Source organism: Phenylobacterium sp. (assembly GCF_041916435.1).
Lineage (GTDB): Bacteria > Pseudomonadota > Alphaproteobacteria > Caulobacterales > Caulobacteraceae > Phenylobacterium.
Genome location: NZ_JAYRZM010000003.1, coordinates 1 through 23,733 on the forward strand (window position 1 = coordinate 1; position 23,733 = coordinate 23,733).

The window sequence follows — 23,733 nt, forward strand, 5'->3', positions numbered from 1 at the left end:
GCCTGTGGCGCGACCCGGCCGCCATCATCCTGATCGTCTTCGCCTTCACCTTCGCGCTCTACAGCGTCTCCAAGGACATCAAGACCGAGGTCAACAACGCCCCGATCGGCGTGGTCGACAACGACCACTCGCCCCTGTCCCGGCGGCTGACCGACGCCCTGCAGCCGCCGCTGTTCCGCAAGCCCGTCGCCCTCACCGCCGAGACCGCCGACGCAGCGCTGGAGACGGGCGAGGTGATCTTCGTGCTGGAGATTCCGCCGGACTTCGAGGCCGACCTGCTGCGCGGACGCAAGCCCGGCCTGATGCTGCTGATCGACGCCACCGCCATGACCCAGGCCGGCCTGGGCGCCAGCTATATCGGCCAGATCGTCTCGAACGAGGCCGCACAGGCCCTGGGCTCGCCGGCCGCCGAGGCCTCGTTGCCCGTGCGCGTGGTCCCGCGCACCGCGTTCAATCCCAATCACCAGGCGGTGTGGTTCGTCTCGGTGATGCAGATCGTGCTGGACCTGACGATCCTGTCGATCCTGCTGGTGGGCGCGGCCTTCATGCGCGAGCGCGAGCGCGGCACCATCGAGCGGCTCTTGGTGATGCCGGTCACCCCGATCGAGGTGGCCCTGTCGAAGATCATCGCCAACGGCGTAGTGGTGGCCGGCGCGGCCTTCTTCTCGCTGGAGCTGATCGTCCGCGCGGGCCTCGGCGTGCCGGTCAACGGCTCCACCGCGCTCTTCATGGCCTGCGTCGCGCCCTACCTGTTCTCCACCGCCGCGATCGGCATCCTGCTGGCGACCTCGGCCGGCTCAATGCCCCAGTTCGCCCTGATGTCGATCCCGGTGTTCGTCATCCTCAACCTGCTGTCGGGCGCGGTCACCCCGATGGAGAGCATGCCGGCGGCGATGCGGGCGGTGATGGAGGCCTCGCCCACCACCCAGTTCGTCGCCCTGTCCAGCGCGATCCTGTTCCGCGGCGCCGGGCTGGCCGAGATCTGGCGCCCGCTCGCGGCCATCATCGCCATCGGCGCGATCGCGCTGACGGCTGCCCTGCTGCGCTTCCGCGCCCAGATGGCCAAGGCCGGCTAGGCCACGGCCACCAGCTTCGTCGGCCCCGCGCCCTCGCCCCAGAAGGCCACCGTTCCGCGGCCGCGGCTCTTGGCCTGGTAGAGGGCCGCGTCGGCCCGGGCGGCCAGCACGTCCAGGTCCTCGCCGTCCTGCGGCGCCAGCGCGATGCCGACGCTGACGCCGATGTGGATCTCCTGGCCCCGGACCATGTAGGGCGCGCTGATCACCCGCTGGATGCGGTAGGCCAGCAGGCGCGCCTCGTCCGCGTGCTTCACTCCGGACTGGACGACGACGAACTCGTCGCCGCCGAGCCTGGCCGCAGTGTCGCCGGTCCGCAGCATGCCCGCCAGCCGCCCGGCCACCGCCTGCAGCACCGCATCGCCCGTCGGGTGGCCGAAGGCGTCGTTGACCGGCTTGAAGCGGTCCAGGTCCAGGAAGTGCAGCGCCAGGAACGGCCCGCCGGGCTCGACGGCGGAGATCTCCTCCTCGAAGCGCTCGCGCAGCTCCACGCGGTTGGGCAGGCCCGTCAGCACGTCGTGCCGCGCCATGCTGGCCAGGTCGCGCCGGGTCATGAGCTGGCCGATCAGCTTGCGGTAGATGTGGCACATCGTCTCCAGCCCGCCGGCCGTGAAGGCCGCCGTCAGCAGCGTCAGGGCGGTGTAGGCCAGGCCCATGTGCACCTCGGCGCCGGGGATGTGCGCGGCCATGCCGACGGCGGTCGGCGCCACGGCGATGATCAGCGACGAGATCCCGATCATCGGGCGCACCACCAGCCGGGCGACCATGCCGGCCCCGTAGCCGAAGATCAGCGCGGCGATCAGCATGTGGTCGACGACGCCGCCCACGAGCATCACGTCCAGGCTCAGCACGCCCAGCAGCCCGGAGAAGATCAGGCTGCTCACCGCGTAGCGCCGCTCCCACAGCCGCGCCTCGGCGCGGGGCAGGCGCTCGGCGCCCTTGCGGCGGCGCCAATAGGCCAGAACGGTCGCGGTCCGCACGATCATGACCACGGCGGCCAAGCCGGTCAGCACGGCGAGCAGCGGGTCCTGCAGGCGGTGGGCGATCAACGCGCCCACGCCGGCCACGCTGACCCCCATGAGCACCACCGGGGTGATCGAGGCGTACATCAGGTCGACCAGCTCGGCGAACACCTCGTCGGGCAGGCGCCGTTCATGCGCTTTCAGGATTCGCACGCCAAACATCCGCTCGCGTTCCTCCCGCGGGATGGGCGGCCGGATTTTCGCTCCGGCCCACGCGGCGGACGATGCCGCATCAGGATTAAAAAGCGCTGTAGAGACGGGGGGTTGGCCTGCGACCGATCGTCCTGGGCGCCGCCCGTTCAGGCGTAGGCGGCCACGACCCGCGTGATCAGCCAGTAGGCCGAGGCGCAGCCGATCACATAGGCCGGCGCCAGCCTGGCCAGCGCCTGCGTGGGGAACGGCAGGCGCGCGCGCAGCGGCCGCAGCAGCGCCATCGCCGCCAGGGCCGCGCCGATGAACACGAGCTGGCCGATCTCCACGCCCACGTTGAACAGGAACAGCGCCTGGGGCGCGGCCTTGGGCGGCAGGCCCACCTGCGCCAGCGCCCCGGCGAAGGCCAGGCCGTGCAGCAGGCCGAAGGCGAAGGCGATCACCCACGGGTGCTGGCGCGTCAGCGTCGGCGGCGCGTCGGCCGGGACCAGCAGTTCGCGCGCGACGAACACGATGGACAGCGCCACCAGGGCCTCGATCGCCGCCGAGGGAAAGTGGATGTAGCCCAGCGCCGCCAGCCCGAGGGTCAGGCTGTGCGCCACGGTGAAGGCGCTCACCGCCTTCACGATCCGCCAGTTGGGACCGATCAGCAGCAGCAGGCCCAGCACGAACATCAGGTGGTCCGCGCCGGTCAGGATGTGCTCCACCCCCAGCGCCAGATAGGCCGGCACGGCCATGCCGCGCGGCGCGGCCAGGTGCAGGGTGAAGCTCGGCTCGGCCGGCCGCATCACCGCGCTCACCACCCGCCCGTCGGCGGCGGTCACCCGCAGCAGCACGTCCGTCACCGATTGCGACAGCCCCTCGATCTCCACGGTCTGGCCGTCCAGCGGCGCGCCGCCGGCCACGGTCCACACGCGGATCAGGAAGCCCGGCGCGCCGGACTGGCGGTCGGCCGGCCGGTCGATCGCCCCGCTGGACAGGTGCGGCGCCAGGTGCAGCGCCATGTCGCCCACCATCGGCTGCTTCCAGACCACCTCGTAGCGGCCGGGGGCGGATTCGGTGATCTGCAGCAGGGCCGGGCGCACCTCGTGGGCTTGGGCCGCCGGCCCGCACCCCAGCCAGGCCGCCAGCACCAGGGCCAGGCCGGCCAGCATGGCCGCCGCGAGACCGGATTCGAACCGCCGCCCCAAGTCCCGCCTCCCCGCCGGACATTCTTTGCTCTGCGGTTTTGACAGCGGCTCTGCCGCAGGGCAATGCTCCGGCGAGGTCCGCTCCGGACCAGCCGGCGTCGCAGAACCGCCGGGACCGGGGCGCGGGCGCTGGGAGGATGGACATGCAGGATCGGAAGCCGCCGCGCGGAGCGGCCGCGTTCAAGTCGCTCGCCGTGATCGGCGCGGCCGGGCTCACCGCCCTCTTGCTGAGCAGCGCCTCGCCGCTGGCCAGCCCGAAAGCCCCCGTCCAGCCCACGACCGCCGACGCCGCTCCGGCCCACGCCGCGCCCGCCTCGGCCGAGGCGCCGGCCGGCCATCTGCCCGGCTACAATCCGGACCGCAACGCCTACTTCGGCGACCTGCACGTCCACACCAAGCTGTCGTTCGACGCCTACATCTTCAACGTCCGCGGCACCCCCGACGACGCCTACCGCTTCGCCAAGGGCGAGGCGATCGGCCACGCCGCCGGCTTCGACATCCGCCTGGCCGGCCAGCCGCTGGACTTCGTCGCCGTCACCGACCACTCCGAGTACATCGGCGCCCTGGAGGAGGCGAACACGCCGGGCACGCCGATCTCCAAGCTCGACATCGTCAAGGGCCTGTTCAGCACCGACCCGGCGCAGATCCGCGCCGCCTTCACCCGCATGGTCGAGGGCTACGAGCACAACTCCCTGCCCGACGAGTTCAAGGACAAGAAGATCACCGACCGCGCTTGGCGCGAGGTCCAGGACGCGGCCGCCCGCAACAACGACCCGGGCCGCTTCACCACCCTGGTGGGCTACGAGTTCACCTCCGCCCCCGACGGGCGCAACCTGCACCGCAACGTCATCTTCAAGAGCGCCGACGTGCCGGCCCTGCCCTACACGGCGCTGGATTCGCGCGATCCGGAAGACCTGTGGCGCACCATGGACGGCTGGCGCGCCCGCGGCATCCAGGCGCTCGCCATCCCGCACAACTCCAACGGCAGCGACGGGCTGATGTTCCAGACCACGCGCCTGGACGGCCAGCCGATGGACAAGGCCTACGCCGACCTGCGCCGCCGCAACGAGCCGCTGGTGGAGATCACCCAGGTCAAGGGCACCTCCGACACCCATCCCTCGCTGTCGCCCAACGACGAGTGGGCCAACTTCGAGATCATGGACACCTACATCGGCTCCAACCGGCCGGTGACCAAGTTCAAGGGCGGCTACGTGCGCGAGGCCCTCAAGGACGGGATCCTCATGGAGGAGCAGAAGGGCTTCAATCCCTTCAAGTTCGGCTTCATCGGCTCCAGCGACACCCACAACGCCGCCCCCGGCTCGGTGGACGAGCGCAACTATTTCGGCAAGGTCGGCCGCGTCGACGGCAAGCCCGTGCAGCGCGGCTCGATCCCGCAGAACGGCGCCAAGGACTGGAGCGCGCCGGTCGACGATCCCGGCGGCAGCATCGCCCGCTTCCAGACCTGGAGCGCCTCGGGCCTGGCCGGCGTCTGGGCCGAGGAGAACTCGCGGCCGGCGATCTTCGCGGCCCTGCAGCGGCGCGAGACCTTCGCCACCTCCGGCCCGCGCATGCGCGTGCGCTTCTTCGCCAGCTTCGACTATCCGGACGACCTGGCCGGGCGCGCCGACCTCGTGCGCACCGCCTACGCCAGGGGCGTGCCGATGGGCGGCGACCTGTTGCCCGCCAAGGGCGCGCCGAAGTTCCTGATCTGGGCGATGCGCGATCCCAACGGCGGCTTCCTGCAGCGCGCCCAGATCGTGAAGGGCTGGATCGAGAACGGCCAGGCCAAGGAGCAGGTGTTCGACGTCGCCTGCTCGGACAACCTCAAGGTCGACCCGGCCGCCAACCGCTGTCCCGACAACGGCGCGAGCGTCGACCTGACCACCTGCGAGCCGTCCAGGTTCAAGGGCGCGTTGGAGCTGCGCACCCTGTGGACCGATCCCACCTTCGATCCCAAGCAGCGCGCCTTCTACTACGTGCGCGTGCTGGAGAACCCGTCGTGCCGCTGGTCCACCTGGGACGCCCTGCGCAACGGCGCCCCGCCCAACCCCAAGCTGCCCGTCACCATCAACGAGCGGGCCTGGTCCTCGCCCATCTGGTATGAGCCCCGCGCCTGACGCCGCCCCCGGCGGGCGGTTGCGTTCGATCCTCGCCCGCGTCGCGCGCGAGCCGCTGACGCATTTCCTGCTGGTCGGGGCGATCCTTTTCCTCGGCGCGACGGTGGGCAAGGCCGCCCACCGGCCGGTGATCCGCGTCGACACCCAGGAGCTGAACCAGCTCGCCGACTATTGGCAGTTGCAGATGCAGCGCCCGCCCACCAAGGCCGAGCTGGACGGGCTGATCCGCGAGCGGGTGGACGAGGAGATCCTGGCGCGCGAGGCCCGCCGCCTGGGGCTGGACCAGGACGACATCATCATCCGCCGGCGCCTGGCCCAGAAGATGGCCTTCGCCGGCGAGGACGCCGAGCCGATCGCCGAGCCCAGCGAGGCCGCGCTGCGCGCCTTCTACGAGCAGACCAAGGCCGACTACCGGGCCCCGGCCACCGTCGCCCTGCGCCACGTCTATTTCAGCGCCGACCGGCCCGGCCGAGACGCCGAGGCCGCCGCCCGCCGCGCCCTGGACGCCGCGAAGACCGGCGCGGCGCCGACGGGCGATCCCTTCGTCCTGCCGCTGTCCTACGCCGACGCGCGGATCGCCGACCTTGCCCGCGACTACGGGCCGGACTTCGCCAAGGCCGTCGCCGCCGCGCCGGTCGGCGTCTGGAGCGGGCCGGTGAAGTCGGCCTACGGCTGGCACCTGGTGCGCGTCGACCAGCGGACCGAGGCCGCCGTCGAGAGCTTCGAGCAGGCCCGCGGCGAGGTGCGCGACGCCTGGCTCGCCAAGGCCCGCCAGGCCGCCAACGCCGCGTTCCTGGGGCGCCTGCGCGCCCGCTACCGCGTGGTCGTGGCCGACGACGGCGGCGCCTGAGCGCCGCGCCTCAGCCCATCGGGTAGAGGATCTCCTTGGAGACCTTGTTGATCGCGTCCATCACGTCCTGGCCGAGGGTCAGCTCGCTGGCGGCGAGGATGTCGTCGAGCTGGTCCTCGTGGGTCGCGCCGACGATGGTCGAGGCCACGAAGTCGTGCTGCTTGCTCCAGGCCGTGGCCAGGGTCACCAGGCTCATGCCGGCCTCTTTGGCGATCTCGCCGAACTTCTCGGTGGCGGCCAGCGACTTGTCGTTGACGAAGCGCTTGGCCATCGCCGCCTGGCGCCCGCCCAGCTTCAGGTAGTTGGAGAAGCGCGCGCCCTCGGGCGTCGCCCCGCCGTTGTACTTGCCCGACAGCACCCCGCCGGCCAGCGGCGAATAGGGGATCAGGCTCACCCCCTCCTGGCGGCAGGCCTGGGCCAGCTCGTCCTCGAAGCGGCGGTTGTTCAGGCTGAAGTTGTTCTGGATCGTCTCGTAGCGGACCGTGCCCTCGCGCTCGGCCACGGCCACCGACTTGGTCAGGCCCCAGCAGGTCTCGTTGGAGCAGCCGATCACCCGCACCTTGCCCTCCTGCACCAGGTCGTCGAGGGCGCGCAGGGTCTCCTCGTAGCCCACGCCATGGTCCGGCCAGTGGGTCTGGTAGAGGTCGACGTAGTCGGTGCCCAGCCGCTTCAGGCTGGCCTCGATGGCGCGGGTGATGTTGTGCCGGTCCAGCGCCGTCATGCCGGCGCGCTGCGAGCTCTTGATCCAGCCGTGGCTGGGCCCGCTGACCTTGGTGGCCAGGATGATGGCGTCGCGGTCCTTGGTCTTCAGCCAGCGGCCGAAGATCTCCTCGGTGCGGCCCGCCCACTCCGGCCGGGGCGGCACCGGATAGTTCTCGGCCGTGTCGTAGAAGGTGATCCCGGCGTCGAACGAGCGGTCCAGGATGCGGAACGCCATGGCCTCGTCGGCCTGCGAGCCGAAGGTCATGGTGCCCATGCAGATGTCCGACACGACGATCGCGCTTCTTCCCAACCGCTTCTGGCCCATGTGATCCTCCGACTTTCCGCTGATTTGACGCGGGCGGCGGACCTCGTCCCCTCCCCGGCGCCGCTTTGGATAGCCGGGGAGGGCGGCGCTGGGAAGGGGCGCAGGCGAAAGCGCGGCTCTAGAAGCGCTTGGTCAGGGCGATTCCGTAGAGCCTGGGGTCGAGCAGGATGACGTTGCGCACCGCGCCCAGGTTCTCGTCGGCGATGTCGAAGCCGACGATGGTGTTCTTGTCCAACAGGTTCTTCACGAAGAGCTGGACGTTCAGCCCCTTGTCCGCCTGGTCGAAGATCAGCGAGGTGTTGATGTTCTCCCACGACTGGATGCGGTCGAAGGCGGCGTTGTTGTAGCGCATGTAGCTTTCGGACTGGCGGTAGTAGTCCCCGCGCAGCGTCGCGCTCCACCCGCCGGGCAGCAGCCACTTGTACTGGGCGCCGAGCGCCACGGTCCATTCGGGCGAGTTGGGCAGCTCGTTGCCCTTCAGGTCCTGGATCACCCCGTCGCCCGCCCCGTTCGACAGGCGCGAGACCTCAGGCCCGTAGTTGTAGGCGCCGGCCGCCAGCGCGGCGGCGTTGGCCGCCGTCTGCCCCGCAGCGATCAGGCTGGCGGTCAGCGTCGCCGTGCCCGAGCAGGCGCGGTTGGCCAGCACCGCCTGGCCGCCGGGCAGCGACAGGATCGCCGCCGTGCCCGTCACGTTCAGCACGCAGCCCCCGCTGGTGGAGTTGGCGTAGACGTAGCGGGAATCGCCCTGGGTGCGGTTGAACGAGTCGACCACCTGGCCTTCCTCGATCCGGGTCGACAGGTAGCCGATGTTGGCGTTGAATCGCAGGTTGTCGATCGGCTCCCAGACCGACTCCAGCTCCACCCCCTTGATCTTGGCGTCGATGTTCTCGTTGTAGACCGAGCGGTTCACGCTGCGGCCGATCTGATAGCCCTTGTAGTCGTAGTGGAAGGCCGTGAGGTTCAGCAGCAGCCGCCCGTCGAGCAGGGTGTTCTTCGTGCCGATCTCGATGGCGTTCACGAACTCCGGCGCGAATTCCTCGTTCAGCCCCAGGGCGACCACGCCGGGCGGGTTGAAGCCGCCGCCCTTGTAGCCCTTCGAATAGGATGCATAGACCAGCGTGCTGTCGGTGAACGCCAGGTCCGGCGACCAGTCCACGTTCAGCCGGCCGGTCGTCTCCTTGAACTCGACGGTCTGCGGCGTGGTGAAAATCGGCCCGCGCCCGGCGACGAACAGGGTCGAGCCGGACCCGCGCGTCCACTTCTTGTCGTCGGTGTAGCGCAGCCCCAGCGTGACCCGCAGGGTGTCCGTCGCCTGCCAGTAGGCTTCGCCGAACGCCGCGCGCGAGGTCAGCTCGTACTCGGTCAGGCTGATGAAGTAGTTGTGGCCGGTGAAGTCGGGGTCGCGCAGCGGGTCCACATAGGCCAGCGGATTGACCACCCGCACCGCCGCCGTGGCCGCGTTGGTCGCCACATAGACCAGGCTGTTGGACTTGTACTTCAGGTAGATGCCGCCGACGTTGAAGTTGAACCGCCCGTCGTAGGCCGACTGCAGCCGCACTTCCTGGGTCCACTGGGTGTTGTGGGCCGTCCCGCCGCTCTCGCTCATCAGCCGGTCGGTGGGGCCGAACTGCGGATCGTCGAGCACCCCGGTCGGGTTCAGCGGCGAGGCCGGGAACACCACCGAGGAATAGCCGCCCGTGGAGTCGCCCCGCGAGAAGCTTTCGTTCTCGTTGTAGCTGGTCAGCGACGTGAACATCAGCGCGTCGGTGACGTCCCAGTCGACGTTCAGCTCGTAGAGGTCGGTGCGCGGCCGATAGACCGGCGTGCCGTAGACCTCCACCTCGCGCAGATTGCGCGAGACCGTCTTGCCCAGGAAGGAATCCACCGGCTGCAGCCCCACCTGCCGGGCGATGATGCCCGAGAAGGTCGAGAGCTGGTTGGTCGTGCCGTAGACGTCGTCGCCGTAGACCGAGCGCGGCAGGCAGCCCTGGGTGAAGGCCACCTGGGCCGCGCCGGTCGCCACCCCGCCGATCGAGGTGAGGCCCACGTCCTTGGCGCATAGCTGCTTGCGCGCGCCGCGGTCGTCGTCCTCGGAAAAGCCGTCCCACATCAGATAGGCGCGCAGCCGGTCCGTCGGCTTGAAGCTCAGGGTCACGCGGCCGGCCCTGATGTCGCGCCCGTCGATGGACGCGCCGGTCAGGGTGTTGGTGCTGTAGCCGTCGCGCCGCAGCGAAAAGCCCGCCACGCGCAGCGCCAGGGCGTCGCCCAGCGGGATGTTGACGAAGCCCTGGAACTTCTGGCTGTCGTAGTTGCCGAACTCGGCCGTCAGCGAGGCGGCGAACTGGTCGCCCGGCTTGGCGGTGATCACGTTGACCACCCCGCCGGTGGCGTTGCGCCCGTAGAGCGTGCCCTGCGGGCCGCGCAGCACCTCCACCCGCTCCACGTCGTAGAACTCGGCGTCGGCGATGCGGTTGGACGTGAGCGGGGCGTTGTTCACGTGGATGCCGACGCCGTCGTCGCCGCTGGCGGAGATGAGCTGCGCGCCCACCCCGCGGATCTGGAAGTTCGTGCGCAGCGCCCGGCGCGTATAGGTCAGGTTCGGAATCGACTGGACGAGGTTGCCCGCCGTGTCGATCCCCTGGGCCTTCAACTGCTCGCCGCCGAAGGCCGAGACCGCGATCGGCACGTCCTGGATCGACTCCTCCCGTTTCTGGGCGGTGACGACCAGTTCCTCGATCACGGTGGTGGACGACGGGGGCTCTTGAGCCCATGCAGAACCAGCGCCGGCGCAAATAACCACCGACGCAGACAAGAGCAATCTTGCCCGCATTTCTTGATCCTCCCATGACGAAATGCGTCGGCTGTGCCTATGGGCCGCCGTTTTATTCATCTTCGTCAATTTTGACGCTAGGTGGCGAAATGGTGAATTGTCAATACCCGGGTTATTCGACGCGTTGAGGTCGGTGAAGGACTCGCGAACGCGATCCGAACATTGTTCAACTTGCGGCCCGAAGAAATCGCTTGCGAAACATTGTTCGGTTCGGCGTCATTTCCCCAACGACTATTGAGCGAGCCCGCGTCGCCTCCGGGCGGACGCGCGCCGCCGCGCCTGAAGGGAGGCGACACATGAGCGACGGAGCCATCGACATCCGGCACGAGGCCCACGCGCGGGCCTACGCCGAACCGCTGGAGACGTTCGACCCGGCGCGGCCGGACCTCTTCGCCCAGGACGCCATGTGGCCCTATTTCGAGCGCCTGCGCGCCGAGAGCCCGGTGCACTTCACGCCGGAAAGCGCCTATGGCCCGTTCTGGTCGGTCACCCGCTTCAACGACATCATGTCGGTGGACACCGACCACGAGGCCTTCTCCTCGGCCGACGGCATCACCCTGGTCAGCCTGGAGGCCAAGGCCGAGTCGGCCAACCGGCCCGCCCGCCCCAGCTTCATCTCCATGGACCCGCCCAAGCACGACGTGCAGCGCAAGACGGTCAGCCCCGTCGTCGCGCCGGCCAACCTGCACCGCATGGCCCCGGTGATCCGCGAGCGGGCGGCCAAGATCCTCGACAACCTGCCGGTCGGCGAGGAGTTCGATTGGGTCGACCTGGTGTCGAAGGAGCTGACGGCCATGACCCTGGCCACCCTCTTCGACTTCCCGCAGGAGGACCGCCGGCGCCTGACCCACTGGTCCGACGTCTTCACCAACGCCCCCGGCCACGGCCCGGTGACGAGCTGGGAGCAGAAGCGCCGCGAGATCTCCGAGTGCTTCACCGCCTTCACCGAGCTCTGGAACGCGCGGAGCAAGGCCGAGCCGGCCTTCGACCTGATCTCCATGCTGGCCCACGGCGCCGACACCCGCGACATGGACGAGCACGAGTTCCACGGCAACGTGGCGCTGCTGATCATCGGCGGCAACGACACCACCCGCAACACCATCTCCGGCTCGCTCTATGCGCTGAACCGCAATCCGGACCAGTACCAGAAGCTGCGCGACAATCCGGGCCTGATCACCTCGATGGTCTCCGAGACCATCCGCTGGCAGACCCCGCTGGCGCACATGGCCCGCACCGCCACCCGCGACGTCGAGCTGGGCGGCAAGACCATCAGGAAAGGCGACCGGGTGGCCATGTGGTACGTCTCGGGCAACCGCGACGAGAGCGTCATCGCCGACCCGGAAAGCTACATCATCGACCGCGAGCGGCCGCGCCAGCACCTGTCCTTCGGCTTCGGCGTGCACCGCTGCGTCGGCAACCGCCTGGCCGAGCTGCAGCTCACCATCATCTGGGAGGAGATCCTCAAGCGCTTCCCGGTGATCAACGTGGTGGCCGAGCCGCAGCGCACCTTCTCGGTGTTCGTGAAGGGCTACGAGACCCTGCCCGTGGTGATCCCCGAGCGCGTCGCCTGATCGCCTGGATCCCCTAGTAGGGAGCGGTCGTCTCCGGCGTGCGCAGGAGGTCGTCGATCGTCTGCTGCGGCGGCGCCGGCTCGGTCTGCGGCTGCGGCGGCGGTTCGACCACCGGCGGCGGCGGACCGGGCGGAATGGGCTTGGCGCCGGCCCGCTTCAGGGCCGAGCCCATGAAGGCCTTCCAGATGTCGGCCGGCGCCGAGCCGCCGGTCACCCCGCGCATGGCCGAGCCGTCGTCGCGCCCGGTCCAGACGACGGCGGTGAAGCCGCCGGTGTAGCCGGCGAACCATGCGTCCTTGTAGTCGCTGGTGGTGCCGGTCTTGCCGGCCAGGTCGTAGCCGGGAATGTTCGCCCGCGCCCCGGTGCCGAAGGCCACCACGCCCCGCAGCATCCCGTTGAGCTCGCTGAGCGGCGGATTGTCGATCACCTGCTGCGGCGCGCCCAGCCGGTGCTGATAGACGACCGCCCCGTTCGCGCCGCGGATGCGCTCGACGCCGAACGCCGACACCCGCTGCCCGCCGTTCGAGAACGCCGCGTAGGACTGGGCCATCTCCAGCGGCGAGACCAGCGTCGTGCCCAGCGCCATGGCCGGGTCGGTGTTCACCGGCGAGGCGATCCCCAGCCGGCGGGCCGTGGCCGCCACGTTGTCGCGTCCCACCTGGTCGGCCAGCCGCGCGGCCACCGTGTTCAGCGAATGGGCCAGGGCGATCCGCAGGGGGATCACGCCCTCGAAGGTGTTCTCGTAGTTCTGCGGCGACCAGCCGTCGATGGTGACCGGCGCGTCCAGCACCAGGTCGTTCGGGGTCCAGCCCTGCTCCAGCGCCGTCAGATAGACAAACGGCTTCCACGACGAGCCGGCCTGGCGCTTGGCCTGCACCGCGCGGTTGAACGGGCTCGTCGTATAGTCCAGCCCGCCGACCATGGCCCGCACCCGCCCCTGGCCGTCCAGGGCGACCACGGCGGCCTGTTCGATCCCCTGGCTCTTGCGCGCGGCCACGGTGGCGCGGGCGGCCTTCGAGGCGGCCGCCTCCATCGGCAGGTCCAGCGTCGTCTCCACCACCAGGTCCTGCTTGGGCTGGCCGACGATCTGGCGCGTGCGCCCGTCCAGCCAGTCGACGAAGTACTGGGCCGGCTCGTTGGCCGCCTCGCGCTGGGCCTTGGCCGGGTGCGCCAGGGCCTGCGCTCGCTGGGCCGAGGTGATCGCCCCGGTCTCCACCATCGCGTCCAGCACCAGCTTCGCGCGCTGGGCGGCGTTCTGCGGCTGCTCGGCCGGATTGTAGTTGGTCGGCGACTTCGGGATCCCCGCCAGGGTCGCCGCCTCCATCAGGGTCAGACGCGAGGCCGGCTTGCCGTAGTAGCGCTGCGCCGCCGCCTCCAGCCCGTAGGCGCCCGAGCCGAAGTAGATGCGGCTGAGGTACAGGCCCAGGATCTGCTGCTTCGAATAGGTCTGCTCCAGCTCGATCGCGTAGACGATCTCCTTGGCCTTGCGCTCGATGGTGCGGTCCGAGCTCAGGAACAGGTTGCGGGCGAGCTGCTGGGTGATGGTCGAGGCGCCCTGGGCCGCGCGCCCCTTGGAGATGTCGGCCACCACCGCCCGGGCGATGCCCAGGGCGTCCACGCCAGTGTGCGAATAGAAGCGCCGGTCCTCGATCGCCACGAACGCGGCCGGCACGTAGGCGGGCAGCCTGGCCAGGTCCACCGGCGGGGCGTAGCGGCCGCCGCGCACGCCGATGACGGCGCCGGAGCGGTCCACATAGGTGATCTGCGGATCACGGGTGATGGGCGGAAGCTGCGGCAGCTCCGGGGCGGCCACAAGCAGGGACGCCGCGGCGATGAGAGCGATCACGAAAATGGCTCCAGCACGGCCGGACTGATTCGCGCCGGCTCGTCAGGACGCTCTTCTGTCCCCTTCCGCGTCGCAGGCAACATAATTCGCGGTAACCTGCCGCGGCTTAACGTCCCCGTTTGTCCGCGTCGAAGCTCTGCGCCTCGATGAAGATCTGGCGCACGTCCGGGTAGGCCTGCTTGATCGCCTGCTCGATGCGCGTGACCGTCTGCTCCACCTGTGCGGCGGTCAGGCTGTCCTCGAAGTCCAGGCTGAGCGCCACGAACACCTCATGCGGGCCGAAGTGCATGGTCAGCGCCTGGTTCAGCCCAGACACGCCGGCCGCCCGGCGGGCGATCTCCGCTATGCCCTCCCGCGTCTCCCGGTCGGCCGCCTCGCCGGTCAGCAGGCTCTGGCTCTCGAAGGCCAGGAAGAAAGCCGTCACCGCCAGGATCGCGCCCACCATCACCGAGGCGATCCCGTCGATCACCGGCAGGCCGAGCTCCTCGCTGAAGAACACGCCCAGAAGGGCGACCAGCAGGCCCATCAGGGCGGCCGTGTCCTCGAACAGCACGGTGAACACCGTCGGGTCCTTGCTGGAGCGCACCGCCCGCAGCCAGCCGCGGCCGTTGCGCTCCTTGTCGAACGCCTTCAGCGCCACCAGCCACACGCCGCCCTCGAAGATCACGCCTATGCCCAGCACCACGTAGTTCACCCAGGCGTGCTCCACCGGATGCGGGTCGCGGATCTTGTCGATGCCGTGCAGGATCGAGACGACCGCCCCCACCCCGAAGATCAGCACCGCCACCACGAAGGTGTAGAAGTAGAGCTGCAGGCCGTAGCCGAACGGATGCTGCGCGTCCGCCGGCATGGCCGCCCGGCGCAGGCCGAACAGCAGCAGAAGCTGGTTGCCGGTGTCGACGAACGAGTGGATCGCCTCGCTCAGCATCGCGGCGCTGCCGGTGAACAGGGCCGCCGCCAGCTTGGTCAGGGCGATGGCGGTGTTGCCCGCCAGGGCGGCGTAGATGACTCGTTTCGACGTATGGGCGGCCATGGGCGGGCGATCCTAGCGTGAGCGCGCACGAGCGCCAGGGTGTCGATCACACATCGCTACAGACTCCCCTCCGGCCATTGCGGGCCGGGGGCCTCGAGCCTAATTTATTGCAATGCACAATACCGACAGTGCAGCGCAACACGACGCGCCGGGCCTGTCCCTCGCCCTGCAGGGCGGCGGCGCGCTCGGCGCCTTCACCTGGGGCGTCCTGGACGCCCTTCTCGAAGCCGGCGTGGACATCGCCGCGGCCAGCGGCGCCAGCGCCGGGGCGGTCAACGCCGTGGTCATGGCCCAGGGCCTGATGGACGGCGGCCCCGAGGGCGCGCGCAAGGCCCTGGCCCGCTTCTGGCGGCGGGTCAGCAACGCCTTTCCCCTGAGCGGGGCGCCGGTGAACGGCGCGGCCCTGGCCGCCCTGCAAGCGTCGCTGCAGTGGCTCTCACCCATGCAGATGAACCCGCTCCGCATCGACCCCCTGAAGGAGATCCTGGAGGACGAGATCGACTTCGCCGCCCTGCGCGAGCGCTCGCCCTTGGCCCTGCTGATCTCCGCCACGCGGGTGCGCGACGGCTCGGCCCGCATCTTCCGCACGCACGAGATCAGTGTCGAGGCGGTGCTGGCCTCGGCCTGCCTGCCGCTGCTGAACCACAGCGTCGAGGTGGACGGCGAATGGTGCTGGGACGGCGGCTACAGCGCCAATCCGCCCCTGCGCGAGCTGGCCTGGACCCGGCCCGGCGGCGACATCCTGCTGGTCGACCTCACCGTTCCCGCGCCGGGCCGCCCGCCCGCCCGGGTGCGCGACATCGAGCGGCGGGTGCACGAGCTCGCCCTGTCCTCCTCGATGCATCGCGAGGTCGAGGCTCTGGAGGACCTGAACCGCCTGGGCCGCCAGGGCGGCGGCCCCCTGGCCCGTCTGCACCGCATCAGCGCGCGCCAGACCGCCGACGGCGTCTCCTTCGCCGACGCGCTCAACGCCGACTGGACCGCGCTCAGCCGCCTGAAGGACGCCGGCGCGGCCGCCGGCCGCCGCTGGCTGGCGGGCCAGGACCAGGAGCCGCTCACCCCGGCCGGGGAGACGGCCGCCGACGGCCCGCTCAAGGCGTCGCTGCACCGGCTGCTGCCCCAGGCCCGGCGCGGCCGCCGCAAGGCCTGATCCGGCCTCATCGGGGCCGGCGATGCGCATTCGTCAGGGAACGAAGGTTCAATCCCGCGCCTGTCCTCGCTATCCAGAAGCGAGGAGAACGCCCAGCCGATGACAGCCAGTCCCGACGCCGCCGCCGATTCCGCGACCTGGTGGAAGCGCGCGGTCTTCTATCAGATCTATCCGCGCAGCTTTTTCGACACCAACGGCGACGGGATCGGCGACCTGCCCGGCGTGCGCGCCAAGCTGCCCTACATCGCCGACCTGGGGGTGGACGCCATCTGGCTGTCGCCGTTCTTCACCTCGCCGATGAAGGACTTCGGCTACGACGTCTCCGACTATCGCGGCGTCGATCCGACCTTCGGCTCGCTGGAGGATTTCGACGCCCTGGTGGCCGACGCCCACGCCCTGGGCCTGAAGGTGATCATCGACCAGGTCTGGTCGCATACCTCCGACCGCCATCCCTGGTTCCTGGAAAGCTCCGGCTCGTCCCGCTCGAAGAAGGCCGACTGGTACGTCTGGGCCGACGCCCACGCCGACGGCACGCCGCCCAACAACTGGCAGGCCTGTTTCGGCGGCCCGGCCTGGAGCTGGTCGCCGCGCCGGCGCCAGTACTATCTGCACAACTTCCTGGAGGGTCAGCCGGACCTCAACTTCTGGAACCGCCACGTGCAGGACGCGGTGCTGGACGTGGCCCGCTTCTGGCTGGACCGCGGCGTCGACGGCTTCCGCCTGGACGCGGTCAACTACCTGTTCCACGACGCGGGCCTCAGGGACAATCCGCCGGCCGCCTGGCGCTCCACGCCGCAGACGACCCACAAGTTCCAGCAGCACATCTACGAGCGCACCCGGCCCGAGACGCTCAGCTTCATCACCCGCCTGCGCGCGCTGATGGACACCTATGACGACCGCATGGCGGTGGGCGAGATCTTCGATTCCTCGCCCTTGAAGACCCAGCGGGCCTACACCGCCGATCCCACCCTGCTGCACTCGGCCTACAACTTCTATCTCCTGGACGCCAAGCGCGCCGACCCGGACCTGTTCGAGGCGGTGATCATGGGCTGGCGCCGGCGCAAGGGCTGGCCCTCCTGGTCGCTCAGCAACCACGACGTGCCGCGCTTTCCCAGCCGCCTCAGCCCCGCCGGCCCGCTCGACGAGCGGCGCACCCGCGTGCTGCTGGCGATCCTGCTCAGCCTGCCCGGCACGCCCTACCTCTACCAGGGCGACGAACTGGGCTTGCCCCAGGCGGAGATCCCGTTCGACAAGCTGCAGGACCCCTACGCCATCGCCGCCTACACCGGCTCGGCCGGCCGCGACGGCGCGCGCACGCCGATGCCCTGGTCGCACGCCGCCCCCAACGCCGGCTTCTCCAGCGCCAAGGATCCCTGGCTGCCGGTCGACCCGCGGCACCGCACCCTGGCCGTGGACCTGCAAGAGGGGCGCGAGGACTCCACCCTGGAGTTCGTCCGCCGGTTCCTGGCCCTGCGCAGGCGCCGCCCCGAGCTTCAGCTCGGCAAGGGCGACTTCCTGGACCGCGCCCGCCGCCCGCCGTCCAACGTCCTCGCCTTCGCCCGCCAGCACGAGGACCGGCGCACGGTCTGCCTCTTCGAGCTGGCCGGCCGGGAGACCCGCGTGCCGTTCGAGGGGGTCTGCGACCTGATCGACGCCGGCATGGGCGGCCGGCTGGAGGCCGGAGAGGTGGTCCTGCCGCCCTTCGGCGCGGCCTTCCTGTCCATGCGCGACCTGCCCACGGGCGAGTCCCCCCTGCGCGCCCTGGCCGAGGCCGAGGCCGATTGACGCGGCCCTGGCGACGGGTCCGGCCGCCGCCCGCCGGCGCCGCCGGAACGAAGTTCCGCCCAGGTGTTGGAACGCCTCTCGGACCTGGGAGTTAAACCACGCGGCGCAGCTTGCCTGCCGGCCGCAGGTCAAGAGCGCTCGTCGTCAAGATTCCGAGGGGCGGAGCCAGGAATTCGCGGGTCAGCGCCTCCCATCCTGTTGAGTGACCATCCAAGCTGATCAGAGAAAGGAAGCGGGAATGTTTCGGACGTCATTTCGTCTCAAGAATCTGGGTGTCGCCGCGGCGTTGGTCCTCGGCGGGCTGAGCCTCAGCGCCTGCGCCACCCAGAAGTACGTCGACGAGCAGATCGCCGGCGTGAACAGCCGCATCAGCGCCGTCGACGCCAAGGCCGACGCCGCCGCCCAGAAGGCCGCCGCCGCCGACAGCGCCGCCCAGTCCGCCGCGGCCAGCGCCCAGCAGGCCAACCAGCGCCTCGACCAGCTCACGCCGCGCGTGGACAGCCTCGAGCAGCAGATGGCGGCCAGCCGGCAGCCCCGGCACTGATCGTCGCGGATGCGGGGCGCGCCGGTGACGACGCCGGCGCGCTCCGCTATTCCTATTGAAATCAAGCAGGTCCGGCCTGCGGCGGATGGAGCGAACACCATGGGCGGTTCCGCAAGGACGGCGCTCGGCATGACGGCCGCGCTCCTCGCGCTCGCCATGGCCGTCCCCGGCCCGGCCGCCGCCCAGGCGTTCAGCTCGCTGGACGACTGGCTCACCGCCGAGCCTCCCGCCGAGGCCGAACCCCCGGCCGACACCGAACCCTACGTCGCGCCCGCCTCGCCTGTCGTCGAGGAGATGGCCGCCTGGGTGCGCGGCTCGGGCGACAACCACGGCCTGCCCTTCGTCATCGTCGACAAGGTCGCCGCCGAGGTCTTCGTCTACGCGCCCGACGGGCGCCTGCGCGGCGCGGCCCCGGCGCTGCTCGGCCTGGCGATCGGCGACGACTCGGTGCCGGGCATCGGCGACCAGCCGCTCTCCACCATCACCCCGGACGAGCGCACCACGCCGGCCGGCCGCTTCATCGCCCGCTTCGGCCCGTCCAAGGACGGCGAGGTGCTGTGGGTCGACTACGCCGACGCCATCTCCATGCACGTGGTCATCACCTCCAATCCCAGGGAGCAGCGCATGGAGCGGCTGATGTCGCCCACCCCGGACGACAACCGCATCAGCTTCGGCTGCATCAACCTGCCGGCCGGCTTCTACGAGGACGTGGTGCGCCGCAGCTTCACCGGCACCAACGGGGTGGTCTACATCCTGCCCGAGGTGAAGACCCTGGCCGAGGTCTTCCCCGCCTTCGGCGCCCGGATGGCGGCCGCCGAGGCCCGCGAGCCCGCGCCGCCGCGCGACATCGCCACCCTGCTGGACCGCCTGGACACCGGCGCCGGCGCCTCGCCCGTCGCGCGGTAGGCGCTCAGTCCCGCAGCGTCGCCGCCCGTCGACGCCGACGCCTCATTCGAAATCCTCCATCTCGTATAGCGGCCGGATCTCGATCTCGCTCGGCCCCGGCATGGGGTTGGGGCAGCGCTTCACCCAGGCCACCGCCTCGTCCATGTCCTTGACCTCCCACAGCCAGAAGCCGGCCACCAGCTCCTTGGTCTCGGCGAAGGGCCCGTCGATCACCGTGCGGCCGAGGCCGTCGAACGCGACGCGCTTGCCCGCCGAGGAGGGCTTCAGCCCGTCGGCGTCCTTCATGATCCCGGCCTTGACCAGCTCCTCGTTGAACTGGCCCATCGCCTCGAGCAGCTCGGCCGTGGGCATAAGGCCCCGCTCGCTGTCCTCGGTCGCCTTCACCAGCACCATCACGCGCATTGTCCGTCTCCTGTCCGCGCCGCCCGCTGCGGGCCGCTATCTGAACGACGAACGGGCGCGCCGGAAACCGACATCGCCTCGTGCGGGCCCGGTCCTACGGGCACGGCCCCATGCCTGACGGCGCCGCCTCGTCCGCGACCAGGTGCTGCAGCACGCGCTTTTCCAGCACCAGCAGCGCGCCGGCGTCGTTGGTGCGCATCACCAGCCCGTCGGCGAGCGGCCTGGCGGCCTCGCGCACGGCCCCGGCCAGGCGCAGGAACTCCGGCCGCGCCCGCCCGCCCGTGCCGTGCAGCGCGCAGAGCTGACGCCAGTCGGACACGAAGCTCTCCAGGAGCATGCTGAACCGCGCCACGCGCGCCCCGGCGTCGGCGGTCTCGGTTGCGGCCGCCAGTTCCGCGCGCAGGTCGTCGACCAGGAGCTGCACTTCGGCGGCGGGCATCACCGGCGAGGTCTGGTCGCATTCGGTAAGCGGTTGCGCGTCGATCGCGGGGTCGAAGGCCACCGTGCGCCATTGCCCGCGCGGCGGCGCCTGCCCGCAGGCGAACCGCCAGAACGCCGCCGTGCCGGAGGTGTCCGCGACCAGGTGGACGCGCGCGGCGTCGGCCTTGTTCTCCACGTGGTGCCGGCGCCAGTTGTCGAAGATCCAGGCTTCGCCCTCGGCCATGTGCACCGACTGCCCGTCGCAGTGGAAGCGCACCTGCGGCCGCGTGAAGACCGGGATGTGCAGCCGCACCCGCGTGTGCCAGTGGTAGTTGATGTCGGCGTGCTCGGGCACGCCCGCGCCGGGCGCCAGGCGCATCAGCCGCGAGCGGCTCCACACCACCCCGAATCCCGCGAGCGTCTGGCGCAGGTAGGGCATGGCCTCCAGCCAGCGCGTCGGCAGCATCCGTCCGTGGACGGAATCGGTCTCGCCGCCGCCGGCGCTGATCAGCCGCGCGGCGCTGTTGCCGGGCACGCGGTCCGGGTGCGCCGTCCAGGCCTCCGCCGGCAAGGCCGCGACCTCGGCCTGCAGACGCGCCGGATCGAAGAGCACGGGCAGTTGGAAGAACGGGCGCGACAGCCGCATGGTCAGCTCCTGTAGCCGCTCGGCGCATCGCCCAGCGCGTCCCGCAGCGGACCGAGCCAGGCCGCGTAGCGCCGCCATTGCTCCAGCCCCTCCCGGCCGATGGGCTGGCGCACCTGTTCGGAGCTGGGCGTGCGCACGCTGCGCCGGGTCTCGTGGAAGGCCAGGCAGGCCGGCTCGTAGGCCAGTCTGCAGTGCGCCAACATGCGTCGCACGCCGCCTTCGAGGTCCTCGACCACGTCCTCGTAGCGCACCCGCAGCACCCGTCCCGGCAGCACCTCGTCCCAATGCCGCATGAGGTCCAGATAGGTGCGGTAGTGGCCGGCGACGTGGTCGGCGCCGTAGGTGAATTCCTGGTTGGTCGTGCCGAACAGTTGCTTGAGGTTGCTGAAGCAGCAGGCCATCGGCTCGCGCCGCACGTCGATGATCGTCGCGCCGGGCAGCATCAGGTGGATCAGGCCGATGTGCCAGAAGTTGTTCGGCATTTTGTCGATGAAGAACGGCCGCCCCAGCCGGCGATAAGCGCCGGTCTCGGCCAGGAAGCGCTCGCCCAGCGCTCGCGCGTCCCGGGCGGTCAGGCGCTCCAGCGCCTCGGGCGCCAGCGGCAGGCCGCAATCCGGATCGCGGCCGCAGAGCTCGGCCGCGTATCGGTCGATCTCGGTCAGCTCCTGCGTGCCCTCCACCGCCGAATGGGAGGCCAGGATCTGCTCGATCAGGGTCGAGCCCGAACGCGGCAGGCCCAGGACGAAGACGGGCGCCGGATCGGCCGCGCCCCAGCCGGCGCGCGCCGCGAAGAACTCGGCGGTGAACACCTGCTTCAATCGCTGGGCGCAGGCTTGCGCGACCTCCGGGCGATAGCGGCTGGTGAGCCGCCGCGCCGCGTTGCCGCGCTCGTAGTATCGCCACGAGGCTTCGTAGTCGCCCCGATCCTCCAGCGCCTTGCCCAGGGCGAAACACAGATAGACGCGGTCCATGTCCTGGACACCGGCGCCGGCTTCGGCGGCGCGCATGCGCGCGATCTCGTCGTCGGTGAAGCGATAGGTCTTCAGGTTGGCCAGGCTGAACCAGGCCACGCCGTAGTCCGGCCGCGCCGCCAGCGAGGCGCGATAGTCCGCGATCGCCTCCTCGCGCCGGCCCGTCGCCTTCAGGGCGTTCGCCCGCCACAGGCGCAGGTCGGCGGCCTCCGCCCCCCGTTGCGGCTGGTCGGCCAGCAGCCGCGCATAGAGATCGACCACCGGCTCGTAGTCGCCTAGGCCGATGCAGGCCGCGCCGTACTGCTTCAGGTACTCGCGGTTGTCCGGCTCGTGCTCCAGCAGGCGCTCGGCCTGCCGCCGCGCCTGCAGGTGCTTCTGCTGCTGCAGGAGCGCCATGGCGTAGTCGAGGCGCGCGGCGTGGTAGTCCGGCGCGCGCTCGAGCGCGGCCTCCAGCAACGCCTCGGCCTCTTCGGGTGCGTCGCGCTCCTTGCGGATGCGCGCCAGGAGCCGCAGGGCGCCCACGTTGCCGCCGTCCTTGCGCAGGTATTCGCGGATGATCTCCTCGGCCGGCGACAGGTCGCCGTCGGCGAACAGGCTGTTGGCCACCACCACCTCGGCGGGCAACTGTCGCAGGGTCGCCAGGTTCTGCGCCGCCGCGGCCGCCTGGGCGGTGTCGCCCAGCATGCGGTGAAGCTGCTCCAGCATGTCCCAGCTCGCCGGCAGCGTCGGGTTCAGGCTTACCGCCTGCCGCAGCGCCTCGACGGCCGCCGGCGCGTCGCCGAGCAGCACGTGGCAGTGGCCGCGCTCCTGGAAGAGGCGGCTGAACCGGGGATGCTGCGCCTCCAGCCGTTCCAGGACGGCCAGCGCCTCCGGCGCGCGCCGGCTGGCGCGCAGCTCCCTGGCCTCCTGCAGGAGGACGTCGCGCTCGCCGCCGTTCACCGCGCCCCGCCGGCGGCCAGCAGCGGCTCCAGCCAGCCCGGCTCCGGCTGGTCGGCGTCGTAGTATTCGAAGATCAGATGGATGCGGTCGGCGTCGCCGCTGTTGCGCACCCAATGCGGGTCCAGGTTGTTGACCTCCACCGCCTCGCCCGGCGGGAAATGGTGCTCGCCGCCGCCGAAGAAGCACGTCACCGCCGCGTTGGTCGACAGCGGCACGTGGATCTTGTGCGGCCACTTCGCCGCCGGGTTGTTGTCGATGTGCGGGTGGATCACCCCGCCTGGCGGCAGCCTGGCGAACATCACCCGCGGGAACACCCCGCGGGCGTAGCCGTAGTCGCGCACGGCCTGCGCCAGCACCGGCTCCAGCAGGGCGCGCCATCGCGGCCAGGCCGGGCGGTCGTGCGAGCCGCGCCAGTCGCGGGGATTGTCGACGAAGCGGAAGACGATGTGGCGCGTCTCGTCCAGCACGCCGAACTTGTTCGGCTTGCCGGCGTCCTCGGCGGCCCACACCGCCTCGGGGATCGCCAGCACCGCCGCCCGCAGCGCGGCGATGTCGACCGGGCCGAGCCTGCGCACGGTCACGGTCTTGCGCGGATTGGCGACGGGCGTCGGACGGGCGGCGGTCATCGCACGCCCTCGAAGCTGTAGCCGAACAGCTCCAGGTCCTGGGCGTAGCGCGCGGCCACGCCGTCGATCAGCGCCTGGTCGTAGTAGACGCGATAGTCGCCGCGCCGGCTGCCGTTGACGCGGTCGAGCGGGCGGGTGGGAATGCCGATGCGCGCGCAGATCGCGTCGTAGGAGCCCTGCATGTCCTCGACGCGGCCGATGGCGTCGGTCAGCAGCGTCCGGCCGTCCTCGCCCGTCAGCAGCGAGGCCTGCGGCCGGAACAGGATGTGCTGCTCCGGCGGGTCGGCGAACAGGAAGTGGCGCATCACCTCGCGCGGCCGCTCTTGGAACACCTCGCCGCCGCGCAGCATGAAGGCGCAGTACGAGACGAAGCGGTCGAACGGATTGCGCACGAAGGCGAACTTGAAATAGCCGTCGAAGGCCTCCTCGCCGAGGTGCGGGCGCACCTGGCGCAGGGACAGGTGGCCGTGCTGGATCGCCGCCAGATCCTCCCACGGGAAGCGCTTGTTGACGAACAGGCCCACCTGCTCGACGTCCTCGTCGCCCAGTTGCTCGCGCAGCGCCTGCCGCACCGAATGGGTGCCCGTCTTGGGCACCGCCGCGAAGATGAAGCGGTGGCGATGGGAGACGATCAT

19 protein-coding genes are annotated in these 23,733 nt (G+C 70.7%); 8 read left to right on the forward strand and 11 right to left on the reverse strand.

The genetic code is table 11. The features are described from left to right. Nucleotides 1–1,076, forward strand: a 1,076-nt coding sequence (locus ACE3TA_RS08190) for an ABC transporter permease (protein ID WP_374572421.1), incomplete at its 5' end; no start/stop codon positions are given. Here ACE3TA_RS08190 and ACE3TA_RS08195 read toward each other — a convergent pair. Further along, nucleotides 1,073–2,248: a diguanylate cyclase domain-containing protein gene (locus ACE3TA_RS08195; protein ID WP_374572423.1), complete on the reverse strand. Its 1,176-nt coding sequence runs from the start codon at nt 2,246–2,248 to the stop codon at nt 1,073–1,075. The two genes, ACE3TA_RS08190 and ACE3TA_RS08195, sit on opposite strands and share 4 nt — an antisense overlap. Nucleotides 2,249–2,394: 146 nt before the next feature. After that, entirely contained in the window at nt 2,395–3,435 is a 1,041-nt protein-coding gene (locus ACE3TA_RS08200; RefSeq protein WP_374572425.1) for a HupE/UreJ family protein, read from the reverse strand. A 143-nt stretch (nt 3,436–3,578) separates the two neighbouring features. Here ACE3TA_RS08200 and ACE3TA_RS08205 point away from each other — a divergent pair, with 143 nt between their 5' ends. Together ACE3TA_RS08205 and ACE3TA_RS08210 are read left to right on the forward strand one after the other, a co-directional pair. Beyond that, on the forward strand, nt 3,579–5,552 hold the full coding sequence (locus tag ACE3TA_RS08205) for a DUF3604 domain-containing protein (RefSeq protein ID WP_374572427.1): 1,974 nt from the start codon (nt 3,579–3,581) through the stop codon (nt 5,550–5,552). A 19-nt stretch (nt 5,553–5,571) separates the two neighbouring features. Continuing rightward, nucleotides 5,572–6,402, forward strand: a complete 831-nt coding sequence (locus ACE3TA_RS08210; RefSeq protein WP_374572429.1) for a peptidyl-prolyl cis-trans isomerase — start codon at nt 5,572–5,574, stop codon at nt 6,400–6,402. 10 nt (nt 6,403–6,412) lie between these two features. On the opposite strand, the gene ACE3TA_RS08215 is transcribed toward ACE3TA_RS08210, so the two are convergent. Next, nucleotides 6,413–7,429, reverse strand: coding sequence for an aldo/keto reductase (locus tag ACE3TA_RS08215; RefSeq protein WP_374572431.1), 1,017 nt, complete (start codon nt 7,427–7,429; stop codon nt 6,413–6,415). A 118-nt stretch (nt 7,430–7,547) separates the two neighbouring features. Continuing rightward, on the reverse strand, nt 7,548–10,169 hold the full coding sequence (locus ACE3TA_RS08220; protein WP_374572433.1) for a TonB-dependent receptor: 2,622 nt from the start codon (nt 10,167–10,169) through the stop codon (nt 7,548–7,550). 386 nt (nt 10,170–10,555) lie between these two features. On the opposite strand from ACE3TA_RS08220, the gene ACE3TA_RS08225 reads away from it, so the two are divergent. Next, the gene (locus ACE3TA_RS08225) at nt 10,556–11,830 is read left to right on the forward strand and encodes a cytochrome P450 (protein ID WP_374572435.1); all 1,275 of its coding nucleotides are present in this window, start codon (nt 10,556–10,558) and stop codon (nt 11,828–11,830) included. 13 nt (nt 11,831–11,843) lie between these two features. Here the strand turns inward: ACE3TA_RS08225 and ACE3TA_RS08230 are convergent, their stop codons facing one another. Together ACE3TA_RS08230 and ACE3TA_RS08235 are read right to left on the reverse strand one after the other, a co-directional pair. Then, a complete protein-coding gene (locus ACE3TA_RS08230) occupies nt 11,844–13,676 on the reverse strand; it encodes a transglycosylase domain-containing protein (protein WP_374572437.1) in 1,833 nt (610 codons plus the stop codon). Nucleotides 13,677–13,782: 106 nt separating this feature from the next. After that, complete coding sequence (locus ACE3TA_RS08235) at nt 13,783–14,709, reverse strand: cation diffusion facilitator family transporter (protein ID WP_374572439.1); 927 nt, start codon at nt 14,707–14,709, stop codon at nt 13,783–13,785. Between the two features lie 112 nt (nt 14,710–14,821). Between ACE3TA_RS08235 and ACE3TA_RS08240 the strand changes: the two genes are divergently transcribed. The 4 genes from ACE3TA_RS08240 to ACE3TA_RS08255 all read left to right on the forward strand — a co-directional run bounded on the left by ACE3TA_RS08240 (nt 14,822) and on the right by ACE3TA_RS08255 (nt 19,094). Beyond that, a complete protein-coding gene (locus ACE3TA_RS08240) occupies nt 14,822–15,859 on the forward strand; it encodes a patatin-like phospholipase family protein (RefSeq protein WP_374572441.1) in 1,038 nt (345 codons plus the stop codon). A gap of 99 nt (nt 15,860–15,958) precedes the next feature. Beyond that, nucleotides 15,959–17,644, forward strand: coding sequence for an alpha-amylase family glycosyl hydrolase (locus tag ACE3TA_RS08245; protein WP_374572443.1), 1,686 nt, complete (start codon nt 15,959–15,961; stop codon nt 17,642–17,644). Between the two features lie 238 nt (nt 17,645–17,882). Next, the gene (locus tag ACE3TA_RS08250) at nt 17,883–18,188 is read left to right on the forward strand and encodes a hypothetical protein (RefSeq protein ID WP_374572445.1); all 306 of its coding nucleotides are present in this window, start codon (nt 17,883–17,885) and stop codon (nt 18,186–18,188) included. 99 nt (nt 18,189–18,287) lie between these two features. Beyond that, nucleotides 18,288–19,094, forward strand: a complete 807-nt coding sequence (locus tag ACE3TA_RS08255; protein WP_374572447.1) for a L,D-transpeptidase — start codon at nt 18,288–18,290, stop codon at nt 19,092–19,094. Between the two features lie 42 nt (nt 19,095–19,136). On the opposite strand, the gene ACE3TA_RS08260 is transcribed toward ACE3TA_RS08255, so the two are convergent. The 5 genes from ACE3TA_RS08260 to ACE3TA_RS08280 all read right to left on the reverse strand — a co-directional run bounded on the left by ACE3TA_RS08260 (nt 19,137) and on the right by ACE3TA_RS08280 (nt 23,733). Continuing rightward, a complete protein-coding gene (locus tag ACE3TA_RS08260) occupies nt 19,137–19,496 on the reverse strand; it encodes a YciI family protein (RefSeq protein ID WP_374572449.1) in 360 nt (119 codons plus the stop codon). A 94-nt stretch (nt 19,497–19,590) separates the two neighbouring features. Continuing rightward, complete coding sequence (locus ACE3TA_RS08265) at nt 19,591–20,562, reverse strand: aspartyl/asparaginyl beta-hydroxylase domain-containing protein (protein WP_374572451.1); 972 nt, start codon at nt 20,560–20,562, stop codon at nt 19,591–19,593. Between the two features lie 2 nt (nt 20,563–20,564). Further along, nucleotides 20,565–22,472: a sulfotransferase gene (locus ACE3TA_RS08270; protein ID WP_374572453.1), complete on the reverse strand. Its 1,908-nt coding sequence runs from the start codon at nt 22,470–22,472 to the stop codon at nt 20,565–20,567. Continuing rightward, entirely contained in the window at nt 22,469–23,098 is a 630-nt protein-coding gene (locus ACE3TA_RS08275; protein WP_374572455.1) for an aspartyl/asparaginyl beta-hydroxylase domain-containing protein, read from the reverse strand. Before ACE3TA_RS08275 ends, ACE3TA_RS08270 begins: the two co-directional genes overlap by 4 nt. After that, nucleotides 23,095–23,733 (reverse strand): sulfotransferase family 2 domain-containing protein, encoded by a 639-nt coding sequence (locus tag ACE3TA_RS08280; protein WP_374572457.1) that lies wholly within the window; start codon nt 23,731–23,733, stop codon nt 23,095–23,097. The genes ACE3TA_RS08275 and ACE3TA_RS08280 overlap by 4 nt, the downstream gene beginning before the upstream one ends.